Source organism: Shewanella sp. Arc9-LZ (assembly GCF_010092445.1).
Taxonomy (GTDB): domain Bacteria; phylum Pseudomonadota; class Gammaproteobacteria; order Enterobacterales; family Shewanellaceae; genus Shewanella.
The window spans coordinates 2,032,427-2,046,177 of the sequence record NZ_CP048031.1 but is presented as its reverse complement, the minus strand read 5'-3'; the positions used below and the strand labels follow the sequence as shown (position 1 = coordinate 2,046,177).

General features: G+C 41.3%; 13 protein-coding genes. 4 read left to right on the top strand and 9 right to left on the bottom strand.

Features of this window, described 5'->3' with window-relative positions:
• The first annotated feature begins 183 nt into the window (after positions 1 to 183).
• The 4 genes from GUY17_RS08855 to GUY17_RS08840 all read left to right on the top strand — a co-directional run bounded on the left by GUY17_RS08855 (position 184) and on the right by GUY17_RS08840 (position 3,544).
• Positions 184 to 1,017 carry a S1 RNA-binding domain-containing protein gene (locus GUY17_RS08855; RefSeq protein ID WP_101087545.1) on the top strand — a complete coding sequence of 278 codons (834 nt, stop codon included), beginning with the start codon at positions 184 to 186 and terminating at the stop codon, positions 1,015 to 1,017.
• Positions 1,018 to 1,122: 105 nt separating this feature from the next.
• Positions 1,123 to 1,776, top strand: coding sequence for a YceH family protein (locus tag GUY17_RS08850; RefSeq protein WP_162022913.1), 654 nt, complete (start codon positions 1,123 to 1,125; stop codon positions 1,774 to 1,776).
• A 38-nt stretch (positions 1,777 to 1,814) separates the two neighbouring features.
• A complete protein-coding gene (locus GUY17_RS08845) occupies positions 1,815 to 2,648 on the top strand; it encodes an ABC transporter permease (RefSeq protein WP_162022912.1) in 834 nt (277 codons plus the stop codon).
• A complete protein-coding gene (locus GUY17_RS08840; RefSeq protein ID WP_101087542.1) occupies positions 2,645 to 3,544 on the top strand; it encodes an ABC transporter ATP-binding protein in 900 nt (299 codons plus the stop codon). Before GUY17_RS08845 ends, GUY17_RS08840 begins: the two co-directional genes overlap by 4 nt.
• A 1,312-nt stretch (positions 3,545 to 4,856) precedes the next feature.
• On the opposite strand, the gene GUY17_RS08835 is transcribed toward GUY17_RS08840, so the two are convergent.
• From GUY17_RS08835 to GUY17_RS08795, 9 genes are all read right to left on the bottom strand, one after another.
• The gene (locus tag GUY17_RS08835) at positions 4,857 to 5,063 is read right to left on the bottom strand and encodes a cold-shock protein (RefSeq protein ID WP_011637160.1); all 207 of its coding nucleotides are present in this window, start codon (positions 5,061 to 5,063) and stop codon (positions 4,857 to 4,859) included.
• Positions 5,064 to 5,318: 255 nt separating this feature from the next.
• Complete coding sequence (gene rlmA / locus GUY17_RS08830; RefSeq protein WP_162022911.1) at positions 5,319 to 6,143, bottom strand: 23S rRNA (guanine(745)-N(1))-methyltransferase; 825 nt, start codon at positions 6,141 to 6,143, stop codon at positions 5,319 to 5,321.
• Positions 6,144 to 6,169: 26 nt separating this feature from the next.
• On the bottom strand, positions 6,170 to 6,976 hold the full coding sequence (locus tag GUY17_RS08825; protein WP_162022910.1) for a hypothetical protein: 807 nt from the start codon (positions 6,974 to 6,976) through the stop codon (positions 6,170 to 6,172).
• A gap of 510 nt (positions 6,977 to 7,486) precedes the next feature.
• Positions 7,487 to 7,699: a hypothetical protein gene (locus GUY17_RS08820; protein WP_162022909.1), complete on the bottom strand. Its 213-nt coding sequence runs from the start codon at positions 7,697 to 7,699 to the stop codon at positions 7,487 to 7,489.
• Positions 7,700 to 7,732: 33 nt separating this feature from the next.
• A complete protein-coding gene (locus GUY17_RS08815) occupies positions 7,733 to 9,505 on the bottom strand; it encodes a hypothetical protein (protein ID WP_254439891.1) in 1,773 nt (590 codons plus the stop codon).
• A gap of 12 nt (positions 9,506 to 9,517) precedes the next feature.
• Positions 9,518 to 9,805, bottom strand: coding sequence for a hypothetical protein (locus GUY17_RS08810; RefSeq protein WP_162022908.1), 288 nt, complete (start codon positions 9,803 to 9,805; stop codon positions 9,518 to 9,520).
• On the bottom strand, positions 9,798 to 10,802 hold the full coding sequence (locus GUY17_RS08805; RefSeq protein WP_162022907.1) for a hypothetical protein: 1,005 nt from the start codon (positions 10,800 to 10,802) through the stop codon (positions 9,798 to 9,800). Before GUY17_RS08805 ends, GUY17_RS08810 begins: the two co-directional genes overlap by 8 nt.
• A 74-nt stretch (positions 10,803 to 10,876) precedes the next feature.
• Positions 10,877 to 13,315 (bottom strand): hypothetical protein, encoded by a 2,439-nt coding sequence (locus GUY17_RS08800; protein WP_162022906.1) that lies wholly within the window; start codon positions 13,313 to 13,315, stop codon positions 10,877 to 10,879.
• A 34-nt stretch (positions 13,316 to 13,349) separates the two neighbouring features.
• A complete protein-coding gene (locus GUY17_RS08795) occupies positions 13,350 to 13,727 on the bottom strand; it encodes a hypothetical protein (RefSeq protein ID WP_123778876.1) in 378 nt (125 codons plus the stop codon).
• Between the last annotated feature and the right edge of the window lie 24 nt (positions 13,728 to 13,751).

Below are 13,751 nucleotides of genomic sequence, written 5' to 3'. Positions count from 1 at the left end.
TTACCGATTAATTACTATAAAAAAACATCTACAATTGTTGTCATAAACCTCAACAAACAAGGCGATAAGCCTAAATGATTTTCGATAGCGCTTAATTGGCACAACGTGAGCTTAATTTACGTGTATAATTACGTGTTTTTCTTAAGTTCATCTTTTTCATTTTTAATTAAAGTAGAGTCATTCATGATACAAATCGGTAAACGTTATTCATTAGAAGTTGTTAAACAAGTTAATTTTGGGGTTTATCTAAATGCTCAAGAGCTTGGACAAGTCTTGCTTCCTAATAAATTTGTCCCTACCGGTTGTAATGTCGGTGATATGGTAGATGTGTTTCTTTACCTAGACTCTGAAGACATTGTGATTGCTACTACCCAAAAGTCGTTAGCTCAAGTGGGTGAATATGCTTATTTAAAAGTAATCGCCACGGGCCCATTCGGCGCATTTTTAGATTGGGGCTTAGACAAAGATTTACTACTCCCTTTTGGCGAGCAACATAAACCGGCAGAAGAAGGCCACTCATATTTAGTTTATGTCCATGCTAACCATGCCGACGAACGTATTATGGCATCGTCAAAACTGGATAAGTTTGTCGATAAAACAGAAGCGCATTATACCGAAGGTGAACAGGTTAATTTAATCATCGGTGGCACTACAGAGCTAGGTTACAAAGCCATTATTAACAACCTGCATTGGGGCGTAATTTACACTAATGAAGTTTTCCAAAAATTGCGATTTGGTCAAAAAGTGACTGGTTATATCAAAACGATTCGCAGTGATGGCAAAATTGATCTTGTACTGCAAAAAGGTGATAAAGACGAGCTAGACAAAAATGCCCGGTTGATCATTAATAAATTGCGTAGCGCTAATGGTTTTTTACCACTACATGACAAAACTGATGCTGATGTCATTTATGACAAACTCGGCATGAGTAAAAAAGCCTTTAAGAAATCAATTGGTGGTTTATTTAAAGCAGGTGAAATCACAATCGAAAGTGAAGGTATTCGCCTAACTGTGTGAACAATAATCGATTAGCCTCGGTAAACTAGTCCAATCCTTTGAGAAAAAGCATGCCTCTGTTATAAAAGTAATAGAATCATGCTTTTTATTAAAAGGATACTGTGTATGGAATTAACCTCACTAGAAGCTAGAGTTATCGGATGTTTACTCGAAAAAGAACTCACGACTCCTGATCAATATCCTCTGTCATTAAATTCACTCGCCTTAGCATGTAATCAAAAAAGCAGCCGCGAACCTGTGCTGTCACTGAGCGAATCTCAAGTAAAAACAGTATTAGACGATCTTACCAAAAAACGCTTACTCAGCGAGCAATCTGGTTTCGGTAGTCGAGTCGTAAAATATAAGCATCGCTTTTGTAATACTGAATTCAGTGAATTGCAGTTAAGCAGTGCGGAAGTCGCTATAATTTGTGTGTTGTTATTGCGGGGACCGCAAACACCAGGCGAACTCAAAACTCGTACCAATCGACTCCATGAATTCACTGATCTCTCACAGGTTGAAACAGCATTACTGGCATTAAGCCAACGTGAAAAGCCTTTAGTAGTTCAACTTGCTCGAGAAGCGAATAAACGTGATTGTCGCTTCCTTGAGTGCTTTAGTGGCAACGTTGATGATTATGATGTAAACAGCTGTGATGCCATTGTCGTGTCGACTCACACTCAACAAACTGTACAGCAAGATTCTCGGATTGTAGAACTAGAACAAAGAGTTGAGTTGCTAGAACAAAAGCTAGCCCAATTAGAGTCGCTTTTAAACTAATTAACGCTTTACGAAACAACTAAGCAAGGAAAAAGTATATGGACCGTACCGCATCTCCATCGTCATTAACTCATATTTGGTTATTAGCCAAATATGAGTTAACCAAACGTTTTACTAACAAAAGCGGTATGATTTCATTAATCGCCTTTATGCTAATTTGGGCAATTTTATTGCTGTACCCTATCAAGAGTGCATCTGAATTTATTATGCAGCCTAACTTCAAAGACTTTACTGAAGCCCTCTTTGGGCCAGGGAGTTTACGCCATCTATTTGAATGGCCCGTCGAAGAGTTTGCTGTGTTTTGGTTAGCTGCACTGTACCTTTTCCCCATGTTCAGTATTTTTATTGCCGCAGACCAATTTAGTTCAGATAAACAACGTGGTAGTTTGCGATTTCTAACCTTAAGAGTCAGTCGTTCCAGTTTGTTTTTTGGTCGTTTCTTAGGGCAAATGTTTATCCAATTGATGTTGATCATCTTAACGTTATTGGCAACCATCGCATTAGCATTGTCACGTGATATATCTTTGTTATTGCCATCAATAACAACTAGCTTAATCGTCATGGTTAATCTAGTGATCGTATTATTACCCTACACTGCTGCTATGGCGGTGCTGTCATTACATGCAAACTCAGCAAGACAAGCCAGTATATTTGCGGTTATCTTGTGGGCTGTAGTATCAATATTTATTGCATTAATTAATATGAATTTCCCACAATTAAGCTGGTTAAACTGGATACTGCCTGGTTCGCAAATAGGTAATTTGATCAATACTCAAGGATTAGGTTCATTCGTATACGCTCCCATTCCTTTACTGCAAACTGCGGTTATTTTATTTGCTGGTAAAGTCTTAATGAGTAGGAGTGCGCTATGAGTATCATTCAATGTGACAACCTTTCTAAACAATACGGTAATAAACTTGCGCTCGACACTGTATCGTTAACGCTTACACAAGGTGCTCCCATTGCATTAGTGGGTCCAAATGGTGCCGGTAAAACAACGCTATTTAGTTTACTATGCGGTTTTATTCAACCCACCAATGGCAGTATTAGCATTTTAGGCCATAAACCCGGTAGCAAAGCGTTACAAGGACTATTGTCGGCATTGCCACAAGATGCAGCATTGGATCCTAATTTTAGTATTGTGTCGCAACTCCAGTTTTTTGCCCAATTACAAGGCATGACAGCAGCGGCAGCAAAACAAGAAGCATTAAGAGTTCTCGCCCTTGTCGACTTAAGTGACTCAGCAGAGGCGAAACCTAAAAGTTTAAGTCATGGCATGAGTAAACGAGTCTCTATTGCCCAAGCCCTCATGGGTTCTCCTAAGATTGTGTTACTCGACGAACCGACAGCGGGACTTGATCCTGCCAATGCGAAAAAAATTCGTCAAATTGTGAAAGATTTATCCGACCATACGACTTTTGTGATCAGCTCACATAACCTTGATGAACTTGAAAAGTTATGCGACCAAGTTGTCTATCTCGAACATGGCAAATTGCAGCAATCGGTATCAATTAAAGCCAGCCAAGCGACAGACTTTATCACGCTGACAATGAAGCAATGTGACATGGACAGCCTCCATCAGCAGTTATTAGGCCTTAACGATATCATTGAAGTAAGGCGTATCGGTGATGAGCAATATGTTATCGAGTACCAAAAGCAATCCGGCTTTGCCATTGAAATGCAGTTGTTTGAGCTGTTTACTGCTCACCAGTGGCAATATAAAGCATTACTTAAAGGCCGAACCTTAGAAGAAACCTTGTTTTCTTAACTCACCGCCAATGGTTAAATGAACCTTTAATGCTGACTAAAATCGGTTTGCGTAAAAAGGCTTAACAACAAACGTCATAAGCATCAGTCTCTAATGCCATCGTTTATTAATTAGTGATAACTCACCATATTAATAAACCATGGCATTTTTTAATATATTGTTTACGTATCAGGTCGATATAATAAAAATTTAATTGCTTAAAAAACCACATCAAATGAGGTATGTTAAAGTGTCTTCAATCGCTCACCCCTCCTCTACAGCGACTCTAAAACAGCAAATACTCTACATTCAAAATAACGACTAAATGCTAAGAAATCAGTCTAAATGACTAGACCCTTAAGTAAAGAAGCCTTCCCAGCAACCTCAATGCAATGCAATTAACTCAGCGTCCTTCAGTTAGTGAGCTCAACGCTAAAATCTGTTAAAGGGTTCTAAAATAGACAACATAAATAGGCAAAATTGATAATAATAATGATTTTATAAGCTTAGACTTAAACACACCAATTGCTGACGTGTATTTTAATGCGTTAATAACCTGTCGTTACGACTAATACAATCCAGATATTCAATAAGCAACGGCTGAATGAGCGTTTATAACGATGAATTCGTTGTGTATTAGTTCTGAATCTGTTCTGTATTGTCACTAAATGGCAAACAAGCTATTGCTGTTATTGTGCTTATAATACTCAACACTTTTGGCTGTTAATGTATTTACATAACAAAGACGAACTAATAAACCTCAATTCTAGTCATCTTATTAAGTTGGCTTTATGTGATGACCGTTTATGAGTGAGCCACCTTGTTCTTTAGAAAAGCTAAATCTTAAGTGACGGTATAGGATATAGGGATACGCGGGTCGACCGTATAGCGTCGACAGAAGAACGGTTTTTATTATCTTTGAATGAGTTTCTGGAGTCATTTTGAACTGATAAATGATTTTATGCGCATAACAATATTTCTATGTGTATTAATGATATGAGAGAGAGATAAATAGATTAATGATATACAACATATGATTAGACGATTAGACGATTAGACGATTAGACGATTAGACGATTAGACGATTAGACGATTAGACGATTAGACGATTAGACGATTAGACGATTAGACGATTAGACGATTAGACGATTAGACGATTAGACGATTAGACGATTAGACGATTAGACGATTAGACGATTAGACGATTAGACGATTAGACGATTAGACGATTAGACGATTAGCATGATGACAATACACAATAAAAAAGCAAAAAAAACTGCAGCAATAAATTGCTACAGTTTTAAATCTTTTAACACTTAGCCGAAGCTAAATACTAAACGATTGAAACGTTCTCAGCTTGAGGACCTTTCTGACCTTGAGTCACAGTGAAAGAAACTTTCTGACCTTCGTCAAGAGTTTTGAAACCGTCTGAGTTGATAGCACGGAAATGAACGAATACGTCTGGACCAGACTCTTGCTCAATAAATCCGAAACCTTTATCAGAGTTAAACCACTTAACAACACCAGTAACTTGAGACATAATATAAATCCTGTAAAAAAAAATAGTTAAAGCCTTAACGGCAGTAAAGCTGGAAAATGCCGGTATTACTTATGTTTACAGGACGAAACTGTTCGTATTGATAAATATAAGCCCAACCTTCAAGCTGAGTAAACTATAAACCATTTTCAGGATAAGTCAACAAACATCAACCAAACAATGGTATTTAATTAGTCTCATTTCAAAAAGGTTTATCTTTGAGCATCAAATAGTTATTTATATCAATTATCTGATTGTTTATTGTTCTCGTTGATGAATTTCGATTTTAAAATCTATCTCACACTCGAGCCCTTGCTCTATTATCTGAGACTTCTGTGAATCACTCAACTTCCATGCGTAAGGAGTCATGTTAAGAAAGTGATCAATGTCTTCCGCACGAGTTAATGTTAATGAATAAGCTAACGCTTGGTGTGCTAAGTAAGTAAAGCCATCTAACACCATAGGTTCTTGTGGATGTTGTTTGGGTTCACTATAAATTTTCTTTTTTAACGCATAGTGATGCATCGGCCCGGGAGAAACGGTTATGAGTATTCCGGTCGGTTTTATCACCCGCTGTAACTCTTCAACTTTAGACGGCGCATAAATACGTATCGCTAAATCAAAACTGTCATCAGCAAAAGGCATTTCAAATGCACTCGCCACACAAAAATGTAATCCACTATAGCGTTTGGCAGCATAACGAATTGCAGACTTAGAAATATCTAAACCATAAAACTCACAATGGGGTTTAACCACAGACTGCAACGTTTCAAATAACCGATGACTGTAATACCCTTCGCCACACCCTATATCGAGCACCTTAGTGGCATCTCCTCCAGCAAACTCTAGCGCTAACTGATTTACTTTGTCGCTTAAAGGTTGATAAAAGCCTTGATTAAGAAACTCTCGTCTGGCAATCATCATTTCTTTGTTATCACCAGGATCTTTTGTTTTCTTTTTTTGTACAGGCAATAAATTAACGTAACCTTCTTTAGCACAATCAAATTGATGGCGCAGTTCACATTGCCAAGAATTTTGTTGTTGTACTAATGGCGCGCTACAAATAGGGCAAATATAAGACATGGGTGGGCTCTAGAGTTACTGAAAAGTTAAAGATCGTCATCACACAGCTTATTGACCATTTCCGACACGTCTTTAGGGGCTAAAAGTTCAAAACAATCCAATTTACGCTGTAATTGTTCATGATTATAAAATTGTTCATTAGACGAGCGGCCGAAGTTGGAACGCTCTAATGACTGATGATAGGTCCGTAACAACCATTGATGCTTATTTTGCAATAAATGATCGAGTTTTAGTAGCTCAGTTGAGACACCTGGGTGGATTTTGCCCGACTCGCCTCGGAGGTAATCACGTAATTCTCGTCGAACTTGCTCTAATTCACTTATATGAACCGCAAGCATGGTAGAAGGCTCATCATAATCAAACTTACGTCCTAATATCGCTTTAGCCATAACTAGAGCTTGAGGTTCACTCAAAATCCGTAAGTCATTCTCTAACGTCACTAGTTCAAAACGAGCTTCGGCCGCTACACTAAAGTGCACATCTTCATCAGCGTGAATATTAATCGTCACCCCATTTCTGAGTTGTTCAATACACACACGTGGAGCTACCCCCATTGAAGGATACAACTTAATCCCCTGCCCTACGAGCCTTGGCTGAGTAGGCGTTTCAATCATTGTTTGTGTATGTTCAAAAGCAAAAGTCAAAAAAGGTTGAATACGTAAAATGAGTGTCGTTTGTTTATGCTCAACTTGGCTAACCACAAACTCAACTAAAGGATTACTCATCGTTGAAAGTACTAATAAATCACTCACACTATCCGGTAAACGAAGTGTCAACGCAGTCGGTTGAGTTATTTCACTGACGCATGGTTGAGTAAATACATGATGATGCATACAATATTCCTTTACTACTTCACTAAATTGTAACCAGCAAATCCACATTAGTCACCAGTAAACAAGGTTATATTAGAAAAATCATATTGAAGGTTACCTCATTATCATTTTTTTATGCTGATAAATGTTAACATGGTTTTAATCGCGAAAAGGATCTTATACTTACTATGGCTAACGCAATTCAACCCACCTTATTCTGGCACGATTATATGACTAAACAACCTAAGCCATTAATTTAAAAAGCTTAAATATAAAGCCAATCCATATTCTGTACGCAGAGGTGTACACACATCAATTTGAATAGCATTTTTTGACTAAATCCATAGATGGTAAATTGATATTACAGGTATGTGTTTATCCTGAGTGCGGGGTCATGTTGCAAGACAATCAATTTAGGACAATACCTATATCATCAAGGCAAAATGTGTTGTGGAAGAACTCCGTTTGAAATGGGTAACAGTCAGCTAGTACGAGTTACATAGCAAATAACTACAATAAAAATAATTACCCCTAAACCTCTATCTCAAAAAACGCCAAAGCAGGTGCTGTCCCTAGCACCCTGCCGTCTTGAACGTAGATGTGATCGCCAACATTGCCAGAACCTATTACCCGTTGAGTGTGGTTGCTGGCAGTGCTGGCGGTGACGGTGCCGTCGGTATTTACCACGTTAATCGTCATGATGGTACGCGGGGCGCTTAGGCTTTGTTGTAACTGCTTTAACATTACGATTCCTTATGCTGGTTTTGATGCAACAGCTTATGCAATGTGCCGAACGACGGTGATGGTTTGCTCTACATCGATGTCGCCTGTGTCGCTAACTGATGCACTGATCGTCACCGAATCGCATGTACCTTTGAACACGTCCACACCTTCACGAATACCAATCAACATACCAGGTGTTGCAGGTGGTAAGTCAGCCATAATCGGTAAACTCATATTGATATTAAGCTTATTGCCGGTGTCGGCCAGTGCGTTGGTGCCGGCTGTTCGTGCAGCTTGGTTATCAACAATCAGTTGGGCGCTGATATCATCGGCGGCGATATTGCCAGCAGTGCCAGCGCGTTTTACTTTTGCGCTAATGCCCTGCTGCTCACCCCTAAGCCAAACCACGTTGCACTCGGTACCAATTTCTTTTGACTCACTGTAACTGGTGATCACAGCATCGTGCACGGTTAAGTCTGGTATTACGCCATCCATTAACCACGGCACTGTTGGCCAACGTGGGACCACGGTTAATGCTTTAGTTTCGTCGTTAGATAACAACATGCAGCCCAATTGGGCAACGGCTTCTTGCACGGCATCGATGGGTGACTTATTGCCAACGCTAAATGCGCCTGCAGGTACGTTAAAATCAACGATGCCATTAAGCGCGATTGTCCAACCAGTAAATTGCAGTATGTCAGTGAGTAAACCTGCAAAACTGCGTGATGTTGCGTTGGTATAACTAATCGGCAATACGTATGGCGTCGCAAGTTCGGCGCTGCGGCTGCGGCCCGTTCCGCGATACGTTTCATTACCAAACACTTTGCTTACACTGGTTTGCTCAACCAAGGTAATGAACTCATAACCGTTTATACCGACTTTAAGCAATTGGTTTTCAGCACGGCTGGCATCGATGCGACTTGAAAAATCGATACTCACTGAACTGGCCCACTGGCCACGGCTGCGACTAATACTGATATTGCTGATCACAATCGGTACGTCGTCAGACACACGCACACACGTAATGGTTGGCTGCATTAAATAATACCTGCGCAGTTGGGGTTCAATTGGGGTTTCAAAATCAAGGCTGGGTAAGCTTGGGTTGGCATCAACTAAACCACCGCCATCATCAAAGTAACAATAGTTTGCTGAAGCGGTAAAACGCAGCTGCAATGGGTTGGTTGAATTAGCCCAAGGTTCGCTAAACCGAATCGTCACCTTACCCGTAGGTGGTCGATATCGGGTTGAGCAAATCCAACTGGCGGTATGCGGCCCCCAAGCAATGCTTGGTTGTATTAGTCTGACATTGCCATAGCTGTAAGCTGTGGTGATATCGTTAACTAATGCTGCACCATCACACCAATTGATATTGGCTTGCAACGTATTCAGCCTTGGTGCAACTTGCCAATCGATAGCCATTATCGTGATGTGTTGATTCGGTACCAACCAAGACAATGCAAAGCCTTGTTCAACACTAGGTGCAACAAACCATTGCCAGTTTACGGTTAACTCAGTTAACGCATTACCAGCATAATGTATTTTGATTTCACATTGAGTTAGTGGTTTATTTTGCCATTGGATTGTTACGCAGTAGTCGGTTGCAGATTGAGATAACACATTTAACTGAACTTGATTGCCGAGTGGTTTACTTGCACTTGTCAGTTGGTAATCATTTGCAGCGAGTAATGGCGGTTGCCAGGTGACGCCCAAATAAATACCCAAAGACGGTGCGCGGATTGGCGGCTCGGGCACAACCTCACCCTCAAACCGAATGGTAATTGGAGAACTGGCATTTGGCCATGGATTGCTAAAGCGAATTGTTAACAAGGTTATTCCTTATTAATTCCAACTTACGTCTACAACTTCAAGCTTCACACCATCTACAATGGCCGCGTTATAAACTAAATCATCATCAAATAAAATTACGCTTAAATTACTAGTATTGGCATATTTAATGTTTAAATGTACCTTAGCAACACTTGACTGACCGATGAATAAAATTTGCATACTGGTGCGGTCAAAAATAGCAACTCTATTACCCTCAGAATCAAGGTCTAACCCTAACTCACCCATGAATATGTTGGATTGGTCTTGCTTACTCAAGAATACGCCTAATGTATTACTCATACCAATTCTCACAACCAATCCAATTACCAGTTAGGTTTGCAAATGACCGAACTAGATATGAGTTCTGCCCTAAATGCGGTTCAAAAACATCGTAATTATCATATTTAGAGTATCTTGGGTAAGTTTCAACTATGAACGCAGGTAAATAGCCCCTAACAACTGGTGATTTCACCGACTGATTAAAATATTCACCGTCGAACCGCCTACCTGTTGATGACGTAGATACTGATGTCATCTGAATTACAATACGACCATAAAGTCCTACTTGTGTATTTTTATCAGGTGTTATATTTACTGCACTACCTAGTAATACACCTTGGGGTGAATAAAAGGAGTAATTATAGTAATTACCACTATTGTCAGTGTCATATAGTCTAATTGAGCTATAACCCCAATACCTATCCGATTCATAAACACATCTTTGAAAACCATCATTATAACCAGAGGCGTAACTTGATGTGTTGTCGCCTCCATTAACTAACGGGTTTGATATAGCTATAAACTTAGATGGGTCATTTTGTATGACAGACTCAAAATCACCCGCAAAAAACATTGAGTCGTAACGTTGGTCAGCCCCACAAGCATTTGTTAACAATCCACAAATAAAGTAGAAACCAGCGGAAGTCCCAATAAGAACCCATTTTGTAAATCTGTTATCAAATAGCTCAAAAGCATGTTTGTAATTAGGTCTAAATAGGGTGTCAATATCTGACATACTTTGTGCGGATTGTATACGCATAAGGGTACGGTCGTTATCATTACCATCACGACTGTATATTTTAAAATACCCACCTGAACCATCAGTTATTGAGTTTCTAAATGCGACCGACTGTTTGGCGACATCTTCAAATGGCATCGTCCAACCAAGGGCCGTCTTAGAACCGTATCCATCTACGAGGCATTTTTTTAGCACATTAATTATTTCTGAGGGCTTTTGATTTGCAATTTGCGGCGCGCCCACGTCATCCCAACGATAAACTGTTACTGGTAATCCCATGATTTTTCCTCACACGAAAGCGCTACCGACATTGCTGCCGGCACTCATTCGAAAATAGTTTTAATTAAAAGTAATTAAGCTTCGTTACCACGAAACGCCAATACGGCGCGGTCGGTGTTGATTTGACTGTGGCCAGCTTGCACGGTTCTAATTGGCATTACCGGTTTTGCACTGGCAATGGTGGCAAAGCGAATGGCTTCACCAGGATTCCAACCGGCACCGAACGCACCGGCACGGATCACAAAGTAAGGCTGATTGGTTAGCGAGTTAATTGGGGCAAAGTCGTTTACCGTGTCACCCGTGGCAATTTGGCCAATCCGTTTACCAACGCAACGAAACGCTGTGGTAGAGGTAAACACCAACACCCAATCTTCATTCACTGCTGCAGCGTTGGTGACTTCAATTGGGTAATCCACCGTATTTAACGTGCCTTGGGCTGCTTCACCGTCTAAGTCCCAATTGTTAGCCCAGCTGGTCATGTCGCGCACTTTGCCGACTCGCGCTTGTAAGTCACCGAGTATTTGCACACTGGCCACACTTGAACCAATAGGATATTCACGCGACAACGCAGCTGAAATCGTGACTTTATTGGTGTTCACTGCAGTCACTAACGCTAACTCGCTAATGGTGTCGCTTAAGATAAACGGCGCAGTAAAGCCGCTAAAGTCACTGTTTAAGGTAACGGTGCCGGCTGTACTGTCCACGCTAAAGTGATCACTGGTTGCGGTCCACAAACTGGCACCTGTTGCGTCGCTAATATCAACAAAGTTGCTGCCAGTGCGAATCGTAACTACTGTGCCATTACTTGGGCTAACGATGTTTTGATAGTCAGTATGCGACACAGCGATAGTGCCCCAAACGCGATAAATATCGACAATACCTGCATTGGGGATCCGCAGCGGGTTTAGGCCATAAATGTCAGCAGGCGGTAGATTGCGCACTTGCTCGGTAATGTCATACCGTAAGGTGCTTAACTTAACGTCTTGAGTAAACGACAACTGCACCAGGTTATTGACAATACTGCCGCTAATGCCTGTACCCGTTACCGTGCCGTTACTGTCGCAACTGGCACTGATTAACACATCACCCACGGTAAACACTTGCACGTAAAAGGTGTCTAACAATGCATCACTGGCATTGAGTACAAATGTGGCCACATTGGCTGATTCTGGCGCAATGACTAAGCCAACATACACAAGATTAGAGATACCATTCTCAAGTGTGATGATGCCTGTTTGATAGTCCACAATGGCGGCACGTATTTCTTCTTGAACAACAAGCGCCCCAACACTCGAAAAAACTGTGATGTATAACGCGCCATCACGCTCGGTAAATTGATATGGCGTACTTTGGCGAGTCACTTTACCCGTTAACGTGTTGGGTACCAATTCGCGATCTGCAGGGAATACATCAGCATTGTCATAGTTTTGATACGACACACCCGAGATGTACTGCAACGACACAGGGGTATTGAGGTCAGGTTTACGCGATAACGTCACACTAACCGTGTCACTGCTTACCACTACAATGGCGTCGTCACTGCCGTATTGAATGCCACCCGATGTGTAACTGGTGATTGGGGTGTAATCAACGGCGATATTGGCGCCCTGTAATACATCAACCAAGGCAAACTGATAGCTTTGTGCAGTTGTCGCATTTTGCGATACGGTTTTACGGACTATGTCACCGTCGCTAATGGCTTGGCCTGTTTTAACTTGTTCGCTTAATACCACTGGCAATAGATTTTGCTGCACCGTTTGCACGGCTAGATTCTTGTTGCTGCTAGCGGCAGTTAACTTACTCACACCATGAAACGTTAACGGGCTGGCTTCGTTGGTGAGTCGCAGCTTGGTGCAATTACTGGTGGCGTTCACGGTGACGTTATAGTCAGGTGTAGCAAAATCGATGGGTGGATCAAATACAATATTGCCTTCACTGTTACCTGGTGCATTAGTATCGGTCACCATGGCGTAATGGGTTTTACGCGGCCAGTCGGCATCTTCAATACCTGCATACTCAACGGTAATGGCAATCACTTGGCCAACACGTAAACTAGTGGTTTTGCGATACTCTTTGCCGTCAAACATATACGTAGACTGTAAATACTCGCGGCTAAAACTGTTTTGATTAGGTAAGAAGCCTGGTGCGCCCGAACGGATTAATGACCCAGCGGTAACCGACGATTCTAAAATCTCTTTCATTTCGACCATGCGGTCTTCATCGTCTAACGCATCGGCTTCAACTAGCAACATCGACACGAGCGGATCACTCGGTGGCTGACTAATAAACACATGCGCATCGAGCAAGGTGCCAGTGTCTATGGTGTCTAAAGCGGGATAACATTTAACAATGTCGAGTGACGATTGCGCGTGGTCAATGTCAGAAATCGCAGTAAACAATTCATTTAACTTACCAGACTGCACCGCATTACGAGTTCTTTGGCCGCCAGCATCATCGCTGGTACCCAGCTGTTCGGGTTTAAATATCTTTAAATCATTGCGGGTAATGCTCATGGGCCACCTGTGTTTATCAATAAGCGAGAAAGAGTTACAGCGTTAAAAATCGTAATACCACGTTTGTCAGTAACGGATACCCACCCAATTGGTCGTCAACATCATCACCAGTGATCACGCTGTTTTGAGTGCTATCCCACATCACATTAATGTCACTGCCATCGTGGTTAATCGTAAACTCGGTTAATGTGGTGGCCGCGTGGGTTTGCAGTTGTTCGAACTCACTGCGGGGCATCCAACCGTTTTTACTGCCAAGCTCTAACGCAATACCTGCAGGGATAATGGTTTGCTGAATATGCGGGGCACCGTTAAGTGCCCGCTTCATGTTGGCAGCAACCCGTTGGGTGTTATTGCGGTTTAGCCAGTGCAGTGGTTCGGTCAACACAATGGTGTCGATAGTGGTGTTAAACATAGCGCCTCTTTATGTAGTGTTACT